Source organism: Jiangella asiatica (assembly GCF_004349065.1).
GTDB classification, from domain to species: Bacteria; Actinomycetota; Actinomycetes; order Jiangellales; family Jiangellaceae; genus Jiangella; species Jiangella asiatica.
Map to the genome: position 1 here is coordinate 91125 of NZ_SMKZ01000017.1, position 23909 is coordinate 115033.

Consider the following 23909-nt stretch of genomic DNA (forward strand, 5'->3'; position numbering starts at 1 on the left):
CCGCCTCCTGCCGCGTTCGTCAACCTGTGCCGGGCTGAAGCCGGTACAGGGCCGCAGCTCCCGGTGGAAGATCCACCGTGATCTGTCCACTGCCACGCTCCCGTCCGTAAACCCCCTCCTGTGGGTCGAACAGTTCGATCTCACCCACCGCAGCGCCAGGTGTCAGACGTGCGGACGCGGACGCGCTGTGGGCGCGGTTGGCGACCAGAAGCCAGCGGGTGCGGTCCGAGGCGTCGGCGCTTCGGAACCTGCCCAGAACCACGGCGTCGCCCCGGGCGGCTCGCACGTAGTCGTCGGCACTGAACGCCGTCGCCCCATTGGGCAGGGGGTCGTCATTGGCGTGGGTCACCGACTCCGACACCAACGGCTTGAGTTCGCGACCCACCGGGGACAACCACCCGGTATTGATCTCCTTCGCAGCGTCGTAACGTTCGGTCCGCTCACCGTCAAGTGTGATGAGGGCCGAGTGGAAATCTTCGGGAACAACCGTGTGCGGCGTCCAGTACGTGAAGTACTGGATGCCTTTACAGCCGTAAGCCAGACTCACATTGATCTGCCAGAGTATTTCAGCTGCCGTCGGCTCCCGGTGGCCCCGGTAGGCAACCGTCTGGATGAAGATCCAGGTATGCAGCTTGGCGCGCAGCCCTTCATCTCGGACGAACTTCCAATTCAAGAAGTAGTTTGGGTCGTCACTTCCGTCCAAAAGTAGTGGGTAACGGTCGAACGAAATCAACGGCGGCTTCACGACATCAACGAATTCGCGGACATAGCCAGGATCATTGGTGGGCAGAATGTTGATGTAGGGGAGTGACTCGGGACTCAATGCGCGTACGATCTCCACCTGGCGGGCCAAGGTTTCGAACCTGTCCGGCTGCGGCTCATCGTAGAGATTGATACCAACGAACGACGGAAAACCTCCTGCGGAGGGCTCCTTCCACTTCCCAAAATCACCACTGAAGTCGTCAGTCAGGACAAGCGATTCGTCCTCGGTCGTCACTTCCACATTGTCGAAGTACGCGGTCTCGTCGCCGGCCTCCCGGAATCCGACCCGTCCTTCCAGGTACGTATTGTCAGTCGTGACATCGATCACCTCGCCGTTGATGGATGTCGTGATCGTCTCACCCGAGAGAACCATCTCGACGTGATACCAGGTGTCGTGGGTGACTGCGAAGTCCAAGGGCACCGTGCGAATCCACACTGGGCTGCCATCGACGAACAGGACCTTCGCGAGGTGCCCGGGCGCCCCGTCGGCTCTCTCGGGGTTCGCCAGTAGCCATACGTAGGCGTTCTGTGGGTCCTGAGCTCGAAACGCCCATCCCCCTTGTGCGTATGCACCCCCGCCCCCGGTCTGCAGCGGTGCGACATCCAGCGCAAACGTGTAGTCGCTCCAGTCGGTTCCGTCGTTGGACAGCCCGATGGTGCCCGCGCCGCTGCCACCGTTGATGAAGAGATGCCCGTCCTGCAACTCCCAGAAGCTTCGTGGCCGATAGTGGTCGATGACCTGCTGGGTCTTGATGCGCGCCTGCTCGGGGCTGAGTGTGAAATCGCCGTCGCCGGTCTTGATGGAGAATTCATGCGTCATCCAGTAGATGGTGGGATCATCAACCACCAATTTGAGCCCCACCTGGTGCGCGATGTTCAGCGCGTACTGCTGCAAGGTGAAGTGCGCGTTGAGGTAGTTGTTGCTGTGGGCGTAGGTGAATCCGGCGTCTTTGATCTCCTGGTATCGCTCCACAGTAGTTTCCCACAACGGGGGCGGTAACCAGATACCGATCGGAAACTCTTCGCCGGCGATCAGTTGGGGATGGTGCGAGGAAGCCGCTGGCAACGTGCTATGACGGATGCCTGCGGACGGACTTGCCCCCGTGGCGGTTGCGACACCGAACACAGGTAGAGATCCTGCGGCCAGGGCTCCAGTACCCATGGCCCTGAGAACATCTCTGCGGTTGGGCATCATCTGCTGGTGTGGGCTGCCTTGCTCGTGCATCTCTACTCCCTGATTCGACGGCCACTCGGAGTAACGTCGCGCCCGCGTGAGCGCACTTCCTTCTCACCGCCCGGACGCGGTGGGTCGCGGGCTCTGTTCGTCGGTGATGCTCGCCTCGGAAACGGCTGCCGGACGATTCACGGCAACCTTCCTGGCAATGTGCTGCTACACCTGACGAGACTTGTCGGCATACATCGGAGCGCGGTGAGGCGGCACCCGCCTCCACTCACGTGGATCGGTCACCCCTTAGACTCGAGAGTCGCCTGATGGCGGTGGGTGGCGCCGACCGGCTTAGTCTCCCTGATTCGCGTGGAGTCGGTAGAGCTTGGCTTCTCCGGGCTCGAGATGTACCGCCAATGTCGCCGGACCGGTTGGTTCAGCCTTCTCCAGCGGGACGTAGCGACGTTCGGACGTGTCGAACTCGAACATCGCGCTGATCGTGTGGTGAAGGGTCAACGTCGTGTTTGCGGTGCTTTCGAATTCACGATTGGCCACGAGCAGCCATCGCTGGTTCGGTCGCTTGGGGTCGTGGAAGCGGCTGAGAATGGCAGCACTGCCAGATGCCGAGTCGACCCATTCGTCACCACTGAAGACCTCCACACCCATCGAGGGTTGGGCTTCACCGAAGTGCGCGACCGACTCTGAGGTGAGGGGCAGAAGCTGCTTACCTACCGGCTGAAGATAGTTGTTGTTGATACGTTTGGCGGCGTAATAGAGAGGCGTCAACTGTCCGTCGACGGTGACCAGAGCCTCGTGGAAGCCGGGCAAGGGCGGCGTCCAGTACGTGAAGTACTGGATGCCCTTGCAGCCGTACGCCAGACTGACGTTCACCTGCCACAGCAGTTCTTCGTCGGTCGGCAGCCGGTATCCGTAGTGCTCGCAGGCAAGGATGAACACCCACGAGGGCAGACCGGCCTGCAGGGCCTGGTTGCGGACCAACACCCAGTTGTAGAAGTAGTCCTCGCGGATGGTCGGTCTTGCGCCCACGAGCATGTAGTGGTCGAACGAGATGAAGTCCGGACGAGCTTCGCTGACATATCGGGCGAGGTGTTCCTGGTACGTCGGCGTGCCCAGCATGTCCGCACTGGCGTACGTCGGGAACAGATTGACATAGCCCAGCACGCCGGGGTCCAGCTGACCCAGGATGTCGTTGATGCCGCCGATCTGTGCAAAAGCACTTGCATTCGGTTCATCTCGAATGTCGAAACCCGCGAATGCTGGGAAGTCCTGGTACTCGCCCAGTATCGACTCGATCACGTCCCGCCACTGCTCGCTCGGGTGGTTCTGAATGTTGCTGATCCGGTGGTCGTAGACGATGGCATCGAGGTCGTTCGCCGCGGCGGCGTCCAGCAAGGCGGCGTTCTCCGCTGTCGCGGTCTCCCCCGGCGGACAGAAGCCGCCACACCCATCGATTCCGGTGACGAACGTGAACCCTGCGTCGGCGATCTCCGCATATCGCGCCACCGTCGTCTCGCCTGGTGGTGGTGCCACCCAGAGGCCCACCGGATAGGTACCGTTGCGAAGGAGGTTCGGCACTGTGCCTGAAACCTCGGCCGCCTCCGCCACCGATCGGCCGCCGCTGAGCAGGGCCGGCGCCGCCAACGCCCCGGCGCCCATCCCGGTCAACCGGAGGAAGTCTCGCCGATCGACGCGTTTACCCGTGGCGGTCTCGACGACTGATATGCTGTCGTCAGCGCTAAATCGCCGCTCCGGCACTACATTTCGGTCATTCATCATTCCTCCTCAGACAGGCAACGAATAGGTACCTCGTGGTGCACGTTCCAGGAGTGCCGCAGCGGTGCGAGGCAGTCGTGACGTTCCATTGGTGGTGGCACATCTCGCCGGAACGTCGGACAGCTGACCGAGGCGTTTGACGAGCGACGACGTCGGCAACCGATTGATCAGAAGCTCGGCAAAATCACCCCTCGTTTCCCGCGTGCCGGGTCGCCGGAGTGGATGCCGAAAGGCGATGCCCGCGGACCGCGTTCCTGGTTTCGGCGACCGCGTTCTCGCTAGCGACATGTGTCCGCTGAGCGATCCCGATGTAGATGCAGTCGATGACGAGCATCTGGGCGTGCCGCGCGGACAGGCCACCGGAGCGGAACGTGGTCTCCCTGGCTGCAGTCGTCAGCAGCACGTCGGCCACTTCGGCGATCGGCGAGCGGGGGAAGTTTGTGATCGCGATGGTGGTGGCACCGTGTTGCCGGGCCAGTCCGAGTGGCTCGATGACCTCACGGGTCTCGCCGGAGTGGGAGATCCCGAGTGCGACATCGGCGCGGGTCAAGAGGGCGGCGCTGGCAAGTGAGTCATGCACGTCGCTCCAGAGGTTGCAGGCGACGCCGATGTGGTGCAGCCGCAGCCGCAAGTCCAGTCCGAGTGCTCCGCTACCGCTGACGGCGTAGATATCGATGCTCCTCGCCTCACCCATCGTCGTCACGGCCTTTCCGAGCGCGACTGTGTCGAGCTGGGATGCTGTCTCCTCGAGAGCGCGCCCATCGGCTTCCACCAACACGGCGAGCACCCGCTCGGCGGGGTCGTCCGGACTGATCTCCGTGCCCTGTATCCAACTGCGTGATCGCGCCCAGCCGGCGTCGGTGGCAAGTGCCAGCCGGAGCTCCGGGTAGCCGGTCAGGCCCAGTGCTCGGCAGAAGCGGGTGACCGTGGTCAGCGAGGTCTGGCACTGACCTGCGAGTTCGGTGATGGTAGAGCGCCCGGCTCCGGTAGGGTCGGCAAGGATCTGCTCGCCGACCCTGCGTTCTGCAGGTGTCAGGGCAGGCAACATTGCGCGGATGCGCACTTCGATGCTGTCAGTCCCCGGCTCGCCCGTTTCACCAGAGGAGTGAGACGCTCTTTCCTGTTCCGACATAGGAGTGATTCTCTACACATCAACCAACTGTGTCAATTGTTCCCAGCGGAGCATCTCATCTCCCAGCCCTCGGCGCACTGCTTCTGAGCGAGAGAGATAGGGCGGCAGTACACGGCCAGCTCAGGGGCTTGCTACCGTCCTGGCGTGTGCGGTCTACTGGTAGAGCCATCCTACAGGCAGCCAATCATGGAGGGTTGCTGATCGTGTCGAGCTTCGAAGGACTACGCGCGATCGTGACCGGGGACGCGCCCGGGATCGGCCTGGCCGCCGCCAATCTTCTTGCCGCCGAGGGAGCCTCGGTGGCGGTACTGGATCTGGTCGAGAACGGTCCACCCGGACACGTCTACGTCAGGCCAATGTGTCCGATGGCACGCTTGTCGCCGACGCGGTCGCAGCGGCGATAGCCCTCCTGGGAGGGCTCGACGTTCTAGTCAACACTGTCGGCATCGGCGCGCAAGGCGGCGTGGGCGACAACGATGGCATGGAGTGGGCGCGAGTGCTGGACGTTAACGTCACCTGGTTGGTGCGGCTGACAAGCGCAGCGTTGCCGGCGTTGCGGCAGTCACCGAACGCGGCGATCGTCAACACGAGTTCGGTCGCGGCGGCCGTCGGCCTGCCGGAGCGCGCTCTGTACTCCGCCAGCAAGGGCGCCGCTGTCGACGCCTTGACGAGGGCGATGGCGGCAAACCTGCTCCCCGTGGGAATCCGGTGAACGCGGTGCGGCCGGGCACAGCCGACTCGCCACGGGTCGGCCGCCTCTTGGACCAGTCTCCGGACCCGGCCGCTGAGCGAGCCGCCCTCGAGGCTCGACAGGCACACGGCCGGCTCGTGAGCCCGAACGAGGTGGCCCAGGCAATCGCCTACCTCGCAAGTCCAGCCTCACTGTCGACCGCAGGGGTCTCGTTCGACGTCGACGGCGGCCTCCTCGCCCTTGGGCTCAAGCAGAACGCCGCGGCCGGCAGGTGAAGCACCGCGTCGTAGATCGCGGAGGAGTGCGCCTCACCGAGATCGGACTCGGAGGTGCACCGATCGGGAACCTCTTCGCTGCGGTAGAAGATGAAACGGCACATGCGGCGGTTTCGGCCGCATGGAACATGGGCGTGCGGTACTTCGACACCGCACCGTACTACGGTTTGGGCTTGTCCGAACGTCGCCTCGGTGAGGCGCTGGCGGACATGAATCCGGCCGAGTTCGCACTGTCGACCAAGGTCGGCCGCAGGTTGGTGCCGGAGTACAGCGTCGGCTCCACTGAACTCGTCGACGGCCAATGGGCCGTACCGCGCACTCACACGGTCGTACGCGATTATTCCCGCGACGGAATCCGCAGGACCCTCGACGGAAGTCTGGAACGACTGCGTCGAGACGGCGTCGACATCGTCTTCATCCACGACCCTGACGACCATCTCGACGAGGTGGAGATGACAACGGCACCTGCGCTCGCCTCGCTGAGAGACGAGGGAATCATCTCAGCCTTCGGCGTAGGGACGTCGGACTGGAGAGCAGCCGAGCGGCTCGTTCGGACCACCGACATCGACATCGTGATGATCGCAGGAAGATGGACGCTGGCAGATCGCTCGGCCACAACGCTTCTGGAAACGTGTGCAGCGCTGAGCAAGTCGGTCGTCATAGCCGGGCCGTTCAACTCCGGCCTGCTCGCCCGCCCCTGGCCCCGTGACGACGCGCGTTTCGAGTACCAGCCGGCACCGGATGCAACGATCCGACGTGCCCGTGATCTTGCAGTACTGTGCGACCGCTACGGTGTCACGCTCCCGGATGCGGCTGTCCAGTTCCCCCTCCGATCCGGTGTCGTTCGCTCCGTCGTCGTGGGGATGGCCACGCCCGAAGAGGTCATGGCCGACTTGGCGCACGCCTGCGCGAACATCCCCGACGAGCTCTGGCGTCAGCTCGACATCGCCGACCCTGTCTCGGTTCCAATCGTTGACACGAGAACCACGCTTGGTCGATCGCCTCGCCCGGGCCCAGTGCCCGATAGCTGAGCCCTTTAGGAATCTGCGTCACAGAGCGGATGCCGAGGATGGGACCAGGGCTATGCCGTGGCGTCGGCCGATCGCCTGGAGAGCGGTCCAGAGAGACGGGGAGAGCTCGTGGGAACCGTCGGACCGGCGCCATGCGTGAAGTTCGGGCTCACCTGGATACATGACCACCGGCTGTCCATCGACGGTCGGACCGCTGGTGCGAACGGCAGAGACCAGCGATGAGATCGCGGCACGGTACTGCTGAGGATCTGGTACGTCGATGGCGATGAAAACGAAGCCGAGGCCTTGAGCTGCTGATGGATCGCCGTAGAGCGGGGCGACATTCCTGCTGATGGTCGCACCACCGAGAGCCACCAGGGCGTCGATCATGAACGCAAGTGCATACCCCTTGGGGCCACCGGTAGGCACCAGCCCGCCTTCGAGCCCCTGGTGAGGGTCCTCGGTGGGGTTGCCGTGGACATCCACGGCCCAGCCCTTCGGGATCGGCTCACCCATCTGTGCCGCGACCACGAGTCGGCCGAGAGAGACCTGGGTCGTGGCCATGTCCATCCTGGGACCGGCCTCGCCTTGTAACGGGAGCGAGATGGCCAGCGGGTTGCTCCCCAGAACGGGCCGAGTCCCGCCAGGCGCCGACATCACCGCGTCCGTGTTGCAGACCGAGATGCCGATCATGCCGGCTTCCCGAATCAGGTCCGTGTAGTAGCCGGCCGCACCGTAGTGGTTCCCGCGACGGACCGCCGTACAGCCGATGCCGTGACGTCGAGCCCGTTCGACTGCCTCCGTCACGGCGAACACGGCGCTCGTGGCACCACAGGCGTCATCGCCATCGATGACTGCCATCGCCCCCCGATCCGCCACGACTTCCGGGCGCGCAGCCCGGTTGATCCCACCGGCCTCGATCCGATCCAGATAGACACTCAGTCGTGTGTAGCCGTGGCTGGCCAGCCCGCGTTGTTCGGCGTAGGACAAGGTGTCCGCGACGGTCGCGGCGTGCGCGGCCGGCAGACCGGCCGCTTCCAGAACAGCGGCCGCCCATCCCCGGAGGTCGACGGCGTCCACTGTCGGCATCAGTACCTCACCTGGGGAAGGCTTCCGTCCATCAGGTATCCCCCATCGATGTCCAAGGTCGTCCCGGTGATGTAGGCGGCGGCGTCGGAAGCCAGAAACAGTATGCCGGCTGCGATCTCGTGTGCCTCAGCAATCCGCTTCAACGGAATCCGCTGGTCGAGCGCGGCGAGGACCTCCGTCGTATAGATCGGTTCGGTCAGTTTCGTCCTCGTAGCTCCGGGCCGAACGCAATTGACGGTGATCCCGTGTGGCGCGACTTCCGTGGCGAGCGTTCTGGACATTCCCTCGATGCCTGCCTTCGCCGTGGTGTACGCAATCGCATTCGGCTCGGACCGCACGGCGTGGATCGAGGACACGTTGACGATCCGGCCCGTGGTGCCGGACTCGATCATCATCCGAACCACGCTTGTACTGAGGTAAAACGTGCTTCGCAAGTTGGTCTGCAGCACGAGGTCGAAGAGGTCGAGAGGCGTCTCCCATGCGCCGGCGAGGCGCAGAATGCCCGCGTTGTTGACGACCACGTCGATGCGTCCGTACTTCTCTTGCGTGGTCGCGAGAGTTCGGTCGATGTCTGCCGGGTCCGAGACGTCTGCCTCGATCACGAGGTGGTCGCCCGAACGCGCGAACCCGGCGACGGCATCGCGTGCTGAGGAGCCGTCGATGTCCACGGCGACGACGTTTGCACCCTCGGATGCAAACGCCGTCGCCGCCGCGCGTCCGATTCCCGCCCCGGCTCCGGTGACGATTGCGGTGTGGCCTGCGAACCTCGTCATGGTCGTTGTCCGTCTCCTCGCGATGAAAGTTTGCTGATGGCTGTCCGTTCTGTGCCCGCGGACCTGCGGTCGCGGTCCATCGCCTCGGCCATCCGTCCTCCTAGCTCTCTACGACAGGTGCCGGACGACGTACTCACGGACGTACCGGAGGTGCTCGGCCATCGCTTGGTTGGCACCTTCGACGTCTCCTGATACGACGGCATCGCAGACGCGACGATGGTGATCGTCGGAGTCGTCGACGGCTCGCGGTTCCTTGAGGCCGAGGAGCATGCTGCGGATGACGGAGTCTCGAACGGCGTTGACCATGGCTTCAAGCACATGGTTGCCGGACATTCGCGCGATGGTGGCGTGAAAGCGGATGTCTGCCTCCACATGCGCTTGGGCTGTGTCGGCGCTCTCCAATGCGGCCATGCAAACTCGCAGCTCCTTGGCGCGGTCATCGGTGATGTGCTCAGCTGCCATTGCCGCAAGCGTTGGCTCGATGGCAAGGCGTGCATCAGCGAGTTCGAGCAGTTGGACATGCCCGATGGCAAGTAACAAGTCAAGCGCTTCGGTGAGATGGGCGGGGCTGGGAAGGGCCACGAACGTCCCCCTTCCGGGCACCACTTCAACCAGACCCTTGCTCCCCAGCACACCGAGCGCCTCGCGCAGCACATTCCGGGAGACAGCGAGCTGCTGCGCCAACTCACGCTCCGCAGGCAACGCATCACCGGCCTTGAGCTTGCTGCCGATGATGAGGTCTTGCAGCTGAGCCACCACCGCGTCGGTCGTACGCATGCGTTCGACCGACGCGTAGATGCTGGTGGGTTCATCAGATGTGGTCACGGATCACCGTCCTACTGTCAGACGTCAACTCGGGATAGTGGAGGGCTTGGCCGGGCACGTCGACGTCGAGACTGCCGATGTGCCATCGTCCCAAGCTGGCGACGAGGAGGCGGTCGAGCTCCGCGCCGTAGAACGCAACATTCGTCGGAGCCGAGATCGACGTGCCTTGATAGTCGTCGGCGACGATGAGCAGCCGGTGATCGGTGCTCAGGTAGTAAATCCGGTCCGGACGGTAACAGCTGATGTAGAGACCACCCTCGCGGTCGAATGCTAGTCCGTCGGGCACACAGCCGGGCAGCGCGATCACCAACTCAGGCAGGCCCGGCTCGCCGTCGGAACCGATGGTGAGCCGGACGACACCCGGAAGGGTCGACTCTACGACGTAGAGGTGGCGGCCTTCGGCGTCCAGCGCCAGACCGTTGGGAAACTGTGGCGTCGCTTCAGTCCACACGGTCGTCCTGCCGGAGGGCTCGATGCGATAGACGCATCCGTTCCCTCCTTGCCAGTCGCCGCTGTCCGACACGTACAGCGTCCCGTCCGTCGCGAAGACGGGGTAGTTCGGCGCCACCATGGGGCGATCGGTCGTTCCGTAGGAGTAGACCGTGGCTTCACCGCCGGGTTGAATGCACTCGACCGCGCGATGCGTGGGATTGCAGGTGTACGCGTTCGCCTGAGCGTCCAGTGCGAGCCCGAGGATCCACCCGCCGTTGTCGGCGGCGACCGTGACGTCGCCGGTTCCGGTGTGTATGCGATAGAGCTGGCCCGCCTCGCCTCCGGCATATGCGAAGCCGTCCGGCCCCCAGGCGACACATTCGGGATGGTCGAGCCCATCCGCCACGACATTGATCATCTGGTGTCTCCTCCGAACTCATCCTGTTTGCGCACCGGCTGTCATGCCATCGACGAAGCGGCGTTGCAGCAAGAGGAAGAGCGCCACAGGCACAACGGAGATGAACACCGCCCCGGCAGCCAGTCCGGTCATGTCGGTCGAATACTCCCCCTGCATGGCCAGCAACCCCTGGCTCACCACGCCCATGCTGGGGTCTGACATCAAGGTCTGGGCGACGATGAACTCCTGCCACGTCGTCACGAACACGATCACGAGAACCGCCGCGACGACGGGGCCGGTGAGTGGGAGGAGGATTCGCACGGCTGCACCCAGCCGGGAGCAGCCGTCGATCGTCGCAGCCTCCTCCATGTCCACGGGTATCGAGAGCACGAAGGAACGGATCAGCCATGTCGCCAGCGGAAGCGCAGCCGCCACGTCGACCATGATCAGGCCGAGGGGATTGTTGATGAGGCCGGCAACGGCGTAGAACTGATAGATCGCGATCAGGTTGACCAGGCCGGGAACCGCTAGCGAGAACATGAAGACGAACAAGAGCAGGTTGCGGCCTTTGAAGCGGAATCGCGCGAACGCGTACCCGGCGAGCAGGCTCAGGGGCACGACGACGAGGCATACGGCAACACACAGAATCGTGGAGTTTTGTGTCAGGTCGACAAGCGATCCACGGCTCAGAGCTCGATGGAGGTTCTCGAGCGTCAGGACCGACGGAAGAGGGGAACTGCTGAGTGCCTCTGATTGGGGCCGCAGAGCCAGCAACAGGACCCAGAGCAGCGGAGCGAGGAAAACGAGCGTAACGATCCCCAATGCCGAGCTGAGCTTCCAGTCGGGCCGGCGCCGGGTACGTGTCCTCATCGCCTGACACCTCGCTCACGTTGCGCCAGCACGAAGCACACGATCGCTACGACATTGATCACGGACATGATGACGGCGATCGTCGATCCGTAACCGAGTGCGTAGTACTCGAACGACTGCTTGTACATGTAGAAGGCAGACGTCTGAGTAGCCTCGAGCGGGCCCCCATCGGTCACCGCGAAAATGATTGTGACCAGGTTGAAGTTCGAGATCGCCAACAGGATCGCTGCGATCAGAAGCGTCGGACGTACGAGTGGCAGGGTGATGTTCCAGATGGTGCGCACCGAGCGGGCGCCATCCATTCTGGCCGCCTCGTAAATCACCGGCGGTATCGCCTGCAACCCGGCAAGAGCGATGACGGTGACAAGACCGATACTGCGCCATGTCTCAACGAGGATCAACGTGACCATCGCACCGGACTTGCTCGAGAGCGGATCGAAGTCGATGCCGAGCTGCTCGAGGGCTGACGCGATGACTCCGTTCCCATTGAGCAAGATACGCGCGACTACGCCTGTGGCTATCTCACTCAGCACCCACGGCACAACGACGATAACCCTGATCAGGGTTCTGCCACGGAACCTGTTGTTCAGGAGAACTGCGATCAGGAACCCGAAGAGTACCGACAGGACGACGACCCCGGTCACGAAGAATCCGGATTTGATAAGGCTGTCACGGACACGTTCGTCGGCGAGTGCGCGCCGGTAGTTGTCCCAGCCGATGAACGACGTCTGCGGCCGGGACAGATCCCAGTTGGTGAAGCTCGCTCCCACCGTATAGATCAGCGTGAAAGCCGTGAAGAACAAGATGAACGCGCTGGCGGGTGCGACCAGGAGGTATGGTGCGGCCCTTCTACGGTATGGCCGACCAGGGCGAGCGGCCGGCCTACCCGCCGGCGCCTGAACCCGAACAGTGGTCGACATCAACCATCGAACCCGATCGTGACGATGGCGGGCGCCAGAGGCTCGATCTCAACCTCGATGACCAGGCCGTCCGGGGCCGAACCAGCGCTGCCACCCGAGATCTTGGACAGATCGGCTCCTCCGAGGACCTCGAGAGGGACGCGGATGGCTCGCGACTCGGGGCGCGAGCTCAGGTTGAACGCCAGGAGAACCGCCGTGGAGTCCTCGGTCGACACATGAAGGTGGGTCAACTGGTCGATGCCTACGAAGTCGCCTTGGACGAAAGGGTTGCGCAGCTTCTTGTATCTGGCGATGGCATCGACGAATCCGGGCCAGCGGAGGTTGTCCGGGCTCAAGCCCCCTACTCCGAGGTGTCGACAGGTCGACGCATACCACCAAAATGCAAGGTTGGTGTCGCTGTCGTGAGCGTTGTTGATATGCAGGTAGAGCGGTATGTCGTAGGCGAGGTTGTAGTCGTAAAGACTGAGCGCGCGGCCGGACAAGAGATCCATGTAGGGGTCCCACATGTACTCGAATCCCCAATGCTCGTCGAACGAGATCGGCGATCCGTGATCGAGGTAGAGCGGGAGGTAGTCGCCGAGACCTCCGGCGACCCGGTCGTGCAACTCGACGACAAGGCCCGGGTACTCCTTCTTGACCTCCTGTACAATGGTGAGAATTCCCGAAATGTGCTCCTCCAAGGTACAGGGAAGGCTGTGGCCGTGGCCTGGCGCCCAGCATCCATCTGTATTCCTCGATACACCCTGAAACTCTTCCGGCATTCGATAGTCGAGGAAGTCGAAAAGGAAGAAGGAGACACCGCTCGCGGCAAGCTGCAGCAGCCGCTGTGTCTTCAGCCGTTGCAATGACGGCGACGCGGGGCACACGAAGCCACCTGAATATGGCCCGGCCCAGATCTCGATCTTGCCTTCGCGGTCTCGGCGATAAATGTCAGGATGTTCTTCCTCGAGTCCTTTGGTATGCATCATTACGTGAAGCCCGAGCTTCAGGCCGTACTCCTGGTCGAGCGTCTGTACGAATTGCGAAAGCGGCCCGAGCCGTGCCTCGTCCCAGACCGTACTGCCTTCGTACAGATCCCACCCGGGGTCGAAGTAGAATGTTTCGGCGCCGCTCCTGCTCGCGATCTCGGCCTCGGCGAGGACTGTTTCCAGACTCGGTAGCGGGGCGTTCGTTCCCACCCGCCAGCTCAGCCGATAGAGTTCATTCCACTGCAGCGACGACTCATACCCCGGTCGAAGCCGGTGTCCGCGGCGCCGGAGCATCCGCTTGTAGGCTGCGTACCCTTCCTGCCAGGTGCCCCCGTAGCGGGCGATCAAGGTCTCCCCGAAATCCAGTCGAGCGTCGGGGCCGAGGACCAGATCGAAGCCGGGCGCTCCGTGACGTTGGGCGGCGCCGCCGAATCTGAGGCAGAGGTGACCGATCGAGACGGACGCTTCCGAGGGCACGTTACTCAGATGAGAGGATCCGCGCGCTGCAGCGGCGGCGTGGACGAACTCGGCGTCGATGACGCCGAACTCGATGTGTTGCTGGCTGTATTTGGCAACGAGAGTACCGCTCTGCGGGCCCTGGACGAGCCACGCTTCTGCCACCCGGTCGGGGCGCGGTGCATGCGAGAACCCCGAAGGAATGAGGTCCTGGACGGCGTATCCATCGACGCCGGCGTCCACGCGTTGCCCTCTCCGGCGCCGGAAAGGTGCCGCGACCAGCATCAGGGCGTCCGCACCATCGATCCATGTGTCGTCGGAGCGGTCGAAGAGCATCTTGCGCATCGCGAAGCGGAAGGCGGTCACGACGTGTCGGTCACGCCCGTGCTGGTGCAAAAGGGAAAGCTTCTCGCTAAGGGTTCCCTCTGCCGTGGACAGGGTCAGGACATGTTCGACGGCGATGTCCGTCGGACCGGTGTCGCCGAAGTCGACGCGCCCAAGAAGGACGACTCGAGTGCCCGTCTCATCCGTATCCACCTGCCACTGTAAGGGGAACACCGACTGCGCACGCTGGGCGGGCCCGGTGTAGCCAGGCCCGTCCGAAGCCGCAATCTGTACGTCATAGCAGTAGTCGTAGTCCGCGACGACAGTCCGGGTCGATCGGTGATAGATGAACCTTGGGTTCATCCTTGCTTCCCACTCGATCTCGACGATCCAGTTCTGGTCCGAGAGGACCAGGACCTCCACACCGTCCGCGGCTGTCTGGACGTCAACGGCCTGTGACGTCACTGACGACGCGAGCAATGATCGCACCTTGGCCTCGTGCACGCTGCTACCTTGTCCCCTCGTCGAAATCGTCCTGGGCCTGCGAGAGGGCGTCCTGTGGCGTCGCGCTGCCCGACAGGTAGCTCTCGAATGCGCGTTGAATGCAGTCGAAGAGCAGGGCGTTGTCCTCGGTGGTCGGCATCGCGCGGCCGTTGTCGATCGAGTACTTCGCGACGAAGTTCCACTGATCCGACTTCGCTTCGACGAGCGCCTTATCGTTCAGGACCGAGGGCCGCATCGGGAGCGCCTCAGTCTCGGCCACGTAGGTTCTCTGGCCTTCCGGCCCGCAGAAGTTCATCGCGAAGTCGAATGCCAGTTCGGTCTTCGCGTCGTCCTTCCTCTCCTGCGCCGGCAGCATCGCGGCCCAGAAGCCGCACAGCGTGACGTCCTTCGAATCTGTCGTCGGCCGCGGCGTCTTGAACACGTCGTACTGGTCACCCAATCCGGCGTTGTCGAGCTGCCCGAGAACCCATGTTCCATCGAACTGGCAGGACACGTCGCCATCGGTCAGCATCTTCACGTATTCGTCCTGGTCTGACACACCGAGCAGGGATTTCGGGGAGTACGTGTGGACGTTGATCAAGCTGTTGTAGTACTCGAACGTCTTGTACATCTCGACTGTTTCCAGGTCGGCCTTGCCCTGCTCGTCGACCACGTCGCCGCCGAGCATCCACAGCGTTGAGAGGACCGTCATCGTGGGGGTGTGGATGAAAGGTCCGGCCCAGAATCCGTAGCCGCCTTTGCCTGCGTCGACCAGGGTGGACAAGGCGTCGTCGAACTCAGCCCACGTCGTCGGCGGGGTGGTGACTCCCGCATCCGCGAAGGCGGCCTTGTCGTAGATCGTCAGACGTGCGTCAGTGGTGAAGGGCAGAGCTACCGGCGAGCCGTCGTAGGACGCAAGTGAAGTCAGTGGCTGCTGGTTGTAGTCGTTCCAGTCTCCCGGCAGATCCCCGAGATCGGTGAGATTGCCCCCGGCGGCAAGCTTGGGGATGTTGAGATCGTTGACCCAGATCACGTCAGCAGGATTGCCGGCCTTCGCCGCCAGCAACGCTGTGCGACTGACCGTCAACGGGTCGACCTCCTCGATCTTCAACTCAACATCGGGATGCTTCTTCTTCCAGTTCTGCAGCATGTTGAACAGGACGTGCGCATCGTCACCGATGCCCTTCGCTTCCTCTTTGGACAGGCTGGTGAGCGAATTGAGTTTGGCGAAGTTGTAGATGTTCGGGGAAACCACGCGCAGCGTCTTATCACGAGCACCTGCGCCACTTCCGCCATATCCACATGAGGTCAGCGCAGGGGGCAGCGAGAGACCAGCAGCAGCTGCCATCGCAGACTTCAGTACCGTCCGGCGGCTGAGGGGGTGGATCGGCTCGACACGGCGGTTACGCATGAACACCTCCGGTAGGGCCAGCCTGCCACATGGTGGCCATGCCAAAATGTCACACGGAAGGGTGTGGGTCAAGGGATGAGAACAACCGGTCATCACGAACCGACGCGGACAGCGTTTGCCTCTATGTCCGGGCGACAGGCGAGTGACGCCGACAGAGAATGAGGGGAGCGGCTGCGTAGTTGCCGTGGAAGGACGTCATGCCCACACCGCGATGCGGACGAGCTGGACCGCCTTGAATCGCTCCAAGTCGATGTGCATGTGCCGAAGGCGTCGTGGTGGTGGCCTGGCTGTTGGGAGCAGCCGGGAGTCGGTTCTCCGGTGGGTGGCCCAGGCCGGCGTCGACGCCGGCGCGATGCCGGTGTGCCCATCGAGGGTGCTCGCCGAGCTGGCGTTCGAGGGGTCCGTCCCGCTCGAACTCCAACCGTGCCTTCTGTCTCGGTGCGGCCTAGAGAGCCGGGGCCTCGAGCGAACCTCGACTCGCCGAGCGACCGCCTTTCTGCCCGCACGGCAGAGCGGCTGCCTGGCGGCCCGGCGACCTCGCTCCGCACCCGGGTGGCCGTCAAAAAGTCATCTGTCTTCGCTTGGACATCACACCTAGCCTCGGGATTTCATGTCGTCGGGTCGTGTTCGGCGTATGACGCACGGAAGTGCCTGTCCAACGCGGGATTCTTGGGATTGCTGAGGCCTCAAAATCGCCGAGTGGAAGGCACTCCGTAGGTGAAGGGCGAAGTCGCCAAGATCGACACCGGGCGGTGGCTGACGGCGTCGTTCGCGTTGCCGGATGCTCGCTTGCCAACCGTCAGCAAGGCGCCTTCGACTTCCGGCTGGGAGCCGGGACGGGCGACGCGGAGGCGGCGACGATTCATCTTGCTGACGCCGTGGTCCGGGCCCGGTAGGCCGAACGGGCGGCTCCGACCCGAGCTCCCGCAACGACCGCCGCCTCGCCGTCGGCACCGGCTGGGTGAAGAACGGCGATCGCTGGATCGTCACCACGAATCACGGCGACGGCGCGCTTACGGTCCGACGCGCCGATGGGCGCTGGCGGGGGACCGTCACACTGCCGTCCTGGTACGTAGCCGAACACGTCGATCTCGGCTATGCGATCACGGCCCACCGCGCGCGAGGGGCCACCGTCGATGCCGCCCACGTGGTCGTGCGCTCCCCGGCCATGACGCGCGAGGCCTTGTACGTCGCAATGACCCGAGGCCGGCACAAGAACATCGCCTACGTCGCCACCGATCGCGCACCTCAAGGAGCACCAGCGCGCAGGCGGCGACGACCCGACGGCGCGCTGGCCCATGGCGTCAGTTACTCACAGGGCCGGGACCGATCGACTTGAGCATGTGCCCCGTCGGCCACCCCCCGGCCCGCGACGCGTCGGCCCCACATTTGTAGGGCGGTGCGCCAGTGGTCGTGCCGGAGGCAGACCACCCATTGGGGAGAGCGCAGCATGCGCGGACATCTGCGACACGACCGGTCGGGCGTTGTCGCGGCACACCGGCTATGACGCCAACCTCACGCGCGCGTTCCTCGAAGCGGGCGCGACTGCATGCTTGGCATGCGGTGACGAGTGTGATCGGCACGCGGAGATGCACGAGCACTGCAGGATCTGTGCGGAGGCGTGTCGTCGCAGCGAGCAGGCATGCCGAGAGCTGCTCGGCTCGCTGGGCTAGCGAGCTGCGGGCTGCTGCGGGAAGCCCCCACACGGCGCCGACGAGGCGCCGTGCGGAGGAGTCGGCCGCTCGGTCAGTACGGCACGTCCGATGCAGTCCAATGCGCATGCCGGCACTGTCCTTGCCGCCGGATTCCGCACCGTTGCAGTCATCCGGGGGAGGGACGTCACCGCGAACTGCGCCTGTGACTTCTCATCGCCGCTCAGAAACACCCTCGAGCTGGTCCACCGACGCATCGTTCGCCCGGCGTGGCGAACGCAGCGTGATCGCGGCGAGCAGTGCACCGACCAGCGCAATGGCTGCGGCGCCGATAAACGCGGCGGAGAATCCCTCGGTGAGGGCGGGCAGGTCACCCAGCTGATCGGCGCCGTAGCCCGCGGCGACGGCGGTCATAGCCGCGAGGCCGAGGGCGGAGCCGACCTGGTAGCTGGTGTTGACGATGCCGGAGGCCAGGCCGCCTTCCTCGGGTCGGGCGGAGGAGATGGCGGTGCCCAGCGAGGGGATGAAGGCCAGAGACATGCCCAGGGCGGCGACGAGCGACGCGGGGAGCACGTCGACCCAGAAGTTGCCGTCGGGGCGGATCAACGAGAGCCACGCCATGCCGACGGCGAGGATCGCCAGGCCGGTGACCGTCATCGCCTTGGGGCCGAACCGGCCGATCGCACGCGGCGCCAGGGCGATCATGCCGATCATGATGAGCACCGTCATCGGCAGCAGTGCGGCACCGCTGGGGAAGGCGCTGTAGCCGAGGACCTGTTGCAGGTAGAGGTTCAGGAAAAACCACATGGGGATCCACGCGCCGCCGAGCAGCAGCTGGGCAAGGTTGGCGGCGCCGAGGTTCGGGGTGCGGAAGATCGACAGCCGCATCAGCGGTTCCCGGCGTGCGGCCTGGACCGCGAGGAAGATGCCGAGCAGGACGACGGCGCCGGCCAGCACGAGCCACGTCTCCCCGGAAGCCCAGCCGACCTCCGGGGCACGCACGATCGCATAGACGGCCGCGCCGAGGCCCGCCGTCACCGTGATCGCACCGACGACATCGATCGAGCCGCGGGCGCCGGCCCCGCCGGCCGGCATCAGCGCGGGCGCCGCGAACAGCGCGAGCAGCGCGATCGGGATGTTGATGTAGAAGACCCACGGCCAGGAGATGTATTCGGTGATAACGCCGCCGAGGAACACGCCGGCGGTGCCGCCGGCCGGCGCGGCCGCGCCGTAGATGGCCAAGGCCTTGGTGAGCTGCCGCGGCTCGGCGCCGAACAGCATCATGAGCAGCGTGAGGGCCGATGGGGCGATCAGTGCCGCGCCGACGCCCTGCACGGCCCGGCCGGTCAACTCGACGGCGACTGTCCCGGCGGCGCCCGCGAGCACGGAGCCGACCAGGAGGATGAACCAGCCCAGGCCGAACATCCGGCGAGCCCCGAACAGGTCCGACAGCCGTCCGCCGAGCAGCAGCAGACCGCCGAAAGCTACGACGTAAGCGTTGAAGACCCAGGACAGCTCGTTCTGAGAGAAGCCCAGATCGGCCTGGATCTGCGGAAGCGCGACGCCGATGATCGACGTGTCCATGATCACCATGAACTGTGCCATGGCGATCAAAGCCAACGCGGCCCAACGCCGCGAGGCCGCCGACGACGATGTCGTAGACATCTTATACTCCTTACCGGTAGGGGGTATCTGAATGTTGCACTGAACCCATTGGCTGTGAGTCGTGTGCTCCTTGCCTGCGTTGTGGTGTAGGTAACGGTCCCGTTGATCGGGCCTCGTGCTCGCAATCGCTTGATCTCGGCGCACGGCTGGCGCTGGCCGGTCGTCGGCGTGGCGTTGTGATATACCCTAGGGGGGTACGGTTACAAGCGCAAGTGCCCGAGAAGTCGCGGGACGCCGATTGTGATCGTGAGGCGAAGCGAAGGAGAGAACGGATGGTCAACGCGCAGCTCGAGCGCGCGGCCGACGAGCAGGCCGGCTCGCACGGCTACATCCATCGCAAGGACGACTACCTCAAGCGGCTCACCCGCATCGAAGGTCAAGCCCGCGGGCTCCAGCGGATGGTGGACGAGGAGAAGTACTGCATCGACATCCTCACCCAGGTGTCGGCGATGGCCAAGGCACTGGAGTCGGTGGCGCTGGACCTGCTCGAGGAGCACCTGGCCCACTGCGTCGTCGAGGCAGCCCGCGCCGGTGGCCCCGAGGCCGAGGCCAAGGTCAAGGAAGCTTCTGGCGCCATCGCCCGCCTCGTGCGGTCCTGAAGCCCAGCCCTATTGACACACCACTTCAGAAGGAGGGTTCGAGATGACCACGTCCACCTATACCGTCACCGGCATGACCTGCGGTCACTGCGTCAGCTCCGTTCACGAGGAGGTCAGCGACATCCCGGGCGTCACCGCCGTCGACGTCGACCTCGCCAGCGGCAAGCTCGACGTCACCGCTGAAGGCCCGGTCAGCGACGACGCCATTGGCGCCGCGGTCAATGAGGCCGGCTACCAGCTCGCTGGGTGACGCGCACGCGGCCGACGCGATCGGGTCGCCGCCTCGAGCCTGGCCACCCCGGCCAGCGCACTGCTGAATGTCGCCGTCGGGCCGACCATCGGGTCGCCCCGACGGCGACGGTGTCTGGCCGCCGTGGATGTGCGCGCTCTGGCTGCTCAGCATCAGCTGATCGTCGGAGTTGGTCGGCTGACCTGATGGGTACCCGATGCCTCGGGAAGGCGGCCGACGGCCGTTGCTATGCCCAAGCCGACGCGCGGAGCGACGCATGGTGACGAGAAGGGCGATCATCGCTGGTGGCGGCATCGCTGGGCTGGTGGTCGCGCGCGGGTTGCTCGGTCTGGGCTGGGACGTGACGCTCTACGAGCAGGCGCCGACGTTCGCGCCCGTGGGTGCCGGGATCATGCGCGCTCCCAACGGGGTTCGCGCGCTGTCCTGGCTGGGTCTCGGTCAGCAACTGCGGTCCATGTCGATGGCCCACGGCGAGGCGGCCATCCGAGACTCGTCAGGCCGTTGGCTGCTCAGGACGAGTGTCGACGCGTTCGAGCAGAGGTTCGGCGTGCCGACCTACGCCCTCGCGCTGACCTGCATCGCATGCTGACGCGTGCGGTCGAAGGCGCGGCGATGCGGACGGCTCATCGAGTCACGGGTGTGCGGCTTGCCTCTACGCCGGCGGTCACCTTCGGCGGACCTGATGGGCCGGGGCGAGGATCATGCGGACCTCGTCGTGACCGCGGACGGCATCGACAGCTCGATCCGGTCCGCACTGTTCGCAGGCCATCCCGGCACAGCTATGCCGGATACATCACCTGGCGCGGCGTCGTTCCACCAGAGGACGCACCGCCAGGAAGTCGCGATGTGGGTGTGACGGAAACGTGGGGTCGAGGTGAGCGGTTCGGCATCGTCCCGCTCGGCGACGGACAGATCTACTGGTTCGCCACCGGCGCGTTCCGGCCGGATCGCACGAGAACGATGGCCTGGACGACCTCCGCGTCCGCTTGCCCGAGAACGACAACCGCAGCGTGAACAGGTGACGCGGATCTGATCGCCTACGCCGTCAGCGGGCCGCCGCAGATCAACCTCGCACGCGTCGGGCCGCGCCCACGCGTCAGATCCCGCGGTGGGTGAAGCCCCGAGGTCCGGTGTGTCTGCTCGCGGTGCCGTTGTGGACGGCCGCAGACCCAGCGGCCGTCAGAGGTGTCGTCCTGTCGCACACCGCGAGAGCCAACTCCTGGACGCCATGTCAGGTGCAGCGGAGGAGAAGGTGGAGGGTGCTGTGGTTGGCGAGTCCGCCGAGGGCGGCGAGGGCGCGGAAGGTCAGGTTGACCTCGACCGTGGTCGCGGTGTGCAGCCGCACGCCGAAGGCCGTGTCCTGGCGATGGTGACCGGTGAGCTCGTGGACCGGAAGATCGAGATCCACGCCGTTGACCGGCGGTGCTTCGATGGCCAGGGGCCCGGCGACGAAGCCGTCGTTGCGGACGGCGACGCCGATGGTGTGCCATTGGCCTGGGATGAGGTCGCCGAGGGCTGTGCCGGTTCGTGCGACGGTGACCCGTGCCTCGGGATTGATGCTGACGGCTATCGGGGCCGTGGTGTCGATCGGCCCGCACCCGCAGCCAGGCGCGTGGTCGCTCATCAGTCGTCCTCGCATTCGTCCCGGCGGGCGAGGTATGCGGCCCGCGCGGCGTCGTAGGCCTCTCGCGCGGCTGTCCGTTCGCTGTCTCGGATGAAGCCTGACTTGGCCTTCCATAGGGCGTCGACGGAGTCATGCAGCCACTGAGCGCTGCGCCGGGAGGCCCGCACGGGACGGCCGCCGATCTCGACGAAGATCGGCTGGGTGTGGACGCTGGGCAGGATCCGCAGGGCGATCCAGGACGATCGCTCCAGGCCGATCTCGAGGGCGACCTCGTGCTCGGTGCCGTCCGCGACGATCTCCCACCTCACCACGGCAACACCGTTCAGCACCAGCTCCACCGGCACCGTTCGGGTGTCACCGACCCGCGCTCGTTCCAGGTGCCAGCCGACCGGGGCGCTGTAGGCCGGCCGGCCCTGGGCAGGCGGCGGTGGCGGGCCGTCGGGCAGCCAGGCGACGACGGTGGCGGTGACGCGGACCGGGCCCGGTGTGTCGGTGGCGCGCTCGCGGCCGACGTCACCGTCGACGGCGAAGTCGAACACATGGCTACGGCCGTCGCCGAAATAGGACGGCCCGTCCTGGAGGCCGGCCGTCCATGCCTCCAGTGCCCGCGGACCCTGGGGCGGTTCGGGGAGGCGGACGTAGGTGCGCCCGACGCCGGGGCCGTCGTCGTAGATGCAGGGGTAGTCGGTCTCGCCGAGCATCAGGGTGCGGTAGCCGACGTTGAGCAGGTGGTACCAGATGTTCAGCTCGGCGGCAGGGGCGATCTCGGCGCCGCACTGGAAGTCGGCGGCGCCGAGGGGCACGTCGACGATGATCTCGTTGGACCCGATCGACTGGAACGCCGGCACGACGTGGTTCGGCAGCTCGTCGGTGCCGACGGACAGTCCGAGCCCGCAGTGCGCGTACCCGACGAGGGCGCCCTGGGAGTGTCCCCAGCGCATGATCGGGAGGTTCCACGACGGCCAGTCCTCGATCCACGTGGTGCCGGGGTAGTTCTGGTCGGAGAGCCCAAGCAGGATGACGTGGCCGGAGTGGCTGGACGGAAAGCCGGACACCTCGACGTCGTAGCGCAGCATGCTCTGGTGGTCGACGTCGGTGGGCTGCGGCGACCAGGTCATGCCCTGGGCCTGTTGCATGTCCGGGTGCTCCAGCAGCGCCGGCGGGCTGATGGACTCGCCACTGAAGAACTGCTTCTGGTGGTAGTAGCACGGGCCCCAGGTCAACACGCTGCCGAGCCACAGGCCCTCGCCGCGCACGTGCCGGATCATCGTCTCCGGCGTGACGCCCTCGGTCGGCACGTTGTAGTGCGAGCAGCCACCGGCGTGGATGTGCGGATCACCGGAGTAGTAGCCACGGCCGGCCGGATCGACCCAGCGGTCGAGCCGGACGTCGACCGCCTCGGTGTCCGCGGCGATGTCCACGTCCACCCGCACCGGACGGTACTCCGGGCCGCGCACGGCCGTGATCTCGAACTGACCCAGCGGTAGCCGGATGACCTCACCGGTCGCCCGGTACACGTGCTCATGGAAGAACATGTCCGGCGCCAGCCGCATCCCCGTCGACGGGTAGGAGCGCCCCTGGTCGTCCCGGACTGTGATCGCGGCCACGCAGCTGCGCCCGTCGGGTTCGCGGACGTCGAAGCGGATGTCCCGCGACGCCACGCAGTCGAACTGGAAGGACGCGGCGTACTCGCGGGGCTCCAGCATCGCCTTCCCGGCCGCCCGTTGCTCCGGCGTCCGGCTCAGCCGTTCGGGAATGGGCTCCTCGGCGACGCACAGCCACAGCGCACCCGAACGGGACCCGGCCTCCCGGCTGTACAGGCTCACGACCTTGTACTCGACCTCCAGGCCGGACAGCCCGTCCGGCGCGGCGACCTTCGCCTGGAGCCAGCTGTCCCGGATTCGCGGAACGCTCGTCAGCGCGTCGGGCAGCACGGTTCGTGCCGCGTGGCTCTGCTGGTCGACGAGGCCGAACACTCCGCGGGTGAGCGCCAGGAGGACGGCTTCGATTCGGTGCGGGTTCGCAATCCGGACGAGGAAGCTGCGCCAGCCGTGCTGGACCAGTCGCGGCGGTGCCGCCCCCGGTGTGCAGGTGGCCACCCCATGCTCGTCGACCCGCAGGTCGAGGAGCACGAACGGCCGCAACAGCTCGTCGACCTCGCGGCGCACGTCGTCGTCGGGCGACGAGCTGCGCTCGAGCTTGGCCAGCTGGCCGTCGACGTCGGTCGGTGGCGGATCGCCGAGCTCGTGGAGGGTGTGGACGGCACGAGCCGCGGACGCGAGCAACGGTTGGAGCGCTGGCTCGGACACTCTGGCCTCCGGACTGCGGGAGTGTCCATGCTA

19 protein-coding genes and 2 pseudogenes are annotated in these 23909 nt (G+C 65.3%); 7 read left to right on the forward strand and 14 right to left on the reverse strand.

Annotation, left to right across the window (positions count from 1 at the left end; genetic code table 11):
* Window positions 1-19: 19 nt before the first annotated feature.
* The 3 genes from E1269_RS13785 to E1269_RS13795 form a co-directional block, all read right to left on the reverse strand.
* On the reverse strand, window positions 20-1987 hold the full coding sequence (locus E1269_RS13785; RefSeq protein ID WP_131895380.1) for a 3-keto-alpha-glucoside-1,2-lyase-like domain-containing protein: 1968 nt from the start codon (window positions 1985-1987) through the stop codon (window positions 20-22).
* A gap of 291 nt (window positions 1988-2278) precedes the next feature.
* Window positions 2279-3724, reverse strand: coding sequence for a hypothetical protein (locus E1269_RS13790; RefSeq protein WP_131895382.1), 1446 nt, complete (start codon window positions 3722-3724; stop codon window positions 2279-2281).
* Window positions 3725-3905: 181 nt separating this feature from the next.
* Window positions 3906-4853, reverse strand: coding sequence for a MurR/RpiR family transcriptional regulator (locus tag E1269_RS13795; protein ID WP_131895384.1), 948 nt, complete (start codon window positions 4851-4853; stop codon window positions 3906-3908).
* Between the two features lie 358 nt (window positions 4854-5211).
* Between E1269_RS13795 and E1269_RS34235 the strand changes: the two are divergent.
* Window positions 5212-5819 (forward strand): annotated as a pseudogene (locus tag E1269_RS34235) (SDR family NAD(P)-dependent oxidoreductase).
* A gap of 26 nt (window positions 5820-5845) precedes the next feature.
* Window positions 5846-6850 (forward strand): aldo/keto reductase, encoded by a 1005-nt coding sequence (locus tag E1269_RS13805; RefSeq protein WP_203433530.1) that lies wholly within the window; start codon window positions 5846-5848, stop codon window positions 6848-6850.
* A gap of 18 nt (window positions 6851-6868) precedes the next feature.
* Here E1269_RS13805 and E1269_RS13810 read toward each other — a convergent pair whose 3' ends face one another.
* From E1269_RS13810 to E1269_RS13845, 8 genes are all read right to left on the reverse strand, one after another.
* Entirely contained in the window at window positions 6869-7918 is a 1050-nt protein-coding gene (locus E1269_RS13810) for an Ldh family oxidoreductase (RefSeq protein ID WP_131895388.1), read from the reverse strand.
* Window positions 7918-8691: an SDR family NAD(P)-dependent oxidoreductase gene (locus tag E1269_RS13815; RefSeq protein WP_131895390.1), complete on the reverse strand. Its 774-nt coding sequence runs from the start codon at window positions 8689-8691 to the stop codon at window positions 7918-7920. The genes E1269_RS13810 and E1269_RS13815 overlap by 1 nt, the downstream gene beginning before the upstream one ends.
* 108 nt (window positions 8692-8799) lie before the next feature.
* Complete coding sequence (locus tag E1269_RS13820) at window positions 8800-9516, reverse strand: FadR/GntR family transcriptional regulator (RefSeq protein ID WP_131895392.1); 717 nt, start codon at window positions 9514-9516, stop codon at window positions 8800-8802.
* The gene (locus E1269_RS13825) at window positions 9503-10366 is read right to left on the reverse strand and encodes an SMP-30/gluconolactonase/LRE family protein (RefSeq protein ID WP_131895394.1); all 864 of its coding nucleotides are present in this window, start codon (window positions 10364-10366) and stop codon (window positions 9503-9505) included. Before E1269_RS13825 ends, E1269_RS13820 begins: the two co-directional genes overlap by 14 nt.
* Window positions 10367-10384: 18 nt before the next feature.
* Window positions 10385-11215 carry a carbohydrate ABC transporter permease gene (locus tag E1269_RS13830; protein ID WP_131895396.1) on the reverse strand — a complete coding sequence of 277 codons (831 nt, stop codon included), beginning with the start codon at window positions 11213-11215 and terminating at the stop codon, window positions 10385-10387.
* Entirely contained in the window at window positions 11212-12018 is an 807-nt protein-coding gene (locus E1269_RS13835) for a carbohydrate ABC transporter permease (protein ID WP_162606409.1), read from the reverse strand. The genes E1269_RS13830 and E1269_RS13835 overlap by 4 nt, the downstream gene beginning before the upstream one ends.
* A gap of 116 nt (window positions 12019-12134) precedes the next feature.
* Window positions 12135-14387, reverse strand: coding sequence for an alpha-amylase family protein (locus tag E1269_RS13840; protein ID WP_131895400.1), 2253 nt, complete (start codon window positions 14385-14387; stop codon window positions 12135-12137).
* A 4-nt stretch (window positions 14388-14391) separates the two neighbouring features.
* A complete protein-coding gene (locus E1269_RS13845; protein WP_162606410.1) occupies window positions 14392-15777 on the reverse strand; it encodes an extracellular solute-binding protein in 1386 nt (461 codons plus the stop codon).
* Window positions 15778-16738: 961 nt separating this feature from the next.
* On the opposite strand from E1269_RS13845, the gene E1269_RS13850 reads away from it, so the two are divergent.
* Complete coding sequence (locus E1269_RS13850; protein ID WP_131895404.1) at window positions 16739-17116, forward strand: ATP-binding domain-containing protein; 378 nt, start codon at window positions 16739-16741, stop codon at window positions 17114-17116.
* A gap of 112 nt (window positions 17117-17228) precedes the next feature.
* Window positions 17229-17450 (forward strand): annotated as a pseudogene (locus E1269_RS34240) (four-helix bundle copper-binding protein); the annotation flags it as partial.
* A gap of 192 nt (window positions 17451-17642) precedes the next feature.
* Here E1269_RS34240 and E1269_RS13860 read toward each other — a convergent pair.
* Window positions 17643-19094, reverse strand: a complete 1452-nt coding sequence (locus E1269_RS13860; protein WP_131895466.1) for an MFS transporter — start codon at window positions 19092-19094, stop codon at window positions 17643-17645.
* 272 nt (window positions 19095-19366) lie between these two features.
* Between E1269_RS13860 and E1269_RS33815 the strand changes: the two genes are divergently transcribed.
* The 3 genes from E1269_RS33815 to E1269_RS13875 all read left to right on the forward strand — a co-directional run bounded on the left by E1269_RS33815 (window position 19367) and on the right by E1269_RS13875 (window position 20532).
* Complete coding sequence (locus E1269_RS33815) at window positions 19367-19693, forward strand: metal-sensitive transcriptional regulator (protein ID WP_131895406.1); 327 nt, start codon at window positions 19367-19369, stop codon at window positions 19691-19693.
* A 43-nt stretch (window positions 19694-19736) separates the two neighbouring features.
* The gene (locus E1269_RS13870) at window positions 19737-19943 is read left to right on the forward strand and encodes a heavy-metal-associated domain-containing protein (protein ID WP_131895408.1); all 207 of its coding nucleotides are present in this window, start codon (window positions 19737-19739) and stop codon (window positions 19941-19943) included.
* 256 nt (window positions 19944-20199) lie between these two features.
* Complete coding sequence (locus E1269_RS13875; protein ID WP_131895410.1) at window positions 20200-20532, forward strand: FAD-dependent monooxygenase; 333 nt, start codon at window positions 20200-20202, stop codon at window positions 20530-20532.
* Between the two features lie 642 nt (window positions 20533-21174).
* Here E1269_RS13875 and E1269_RS13880 read toward each other — a convergent pair.
* Window positions 21175-21567: a hypothetical protein gene (locus tag E1269_RS13880; RefSeq protein ID WP_131895412.1), complete on the reverse strand. Its 393-nt coding sequence runs from the start codon at window positions 21565-21567 to the stop codon at window positions 21175-21177.
* Entirely contained in the window at window positions 21567-23876 is a 2310-nt protein-coding gene (locus tag E1269_RS13885; protein WP_239000890.1) for a CehA/McbA family metallohydrolase, read from the reverse strand. Before E1269_RS13885 ends, E1269_RS13880 begins: the two co-directional genes overlap by 1 nt.
* Window positions 23877-23909 lie beyond the last annotated feature (33 nt).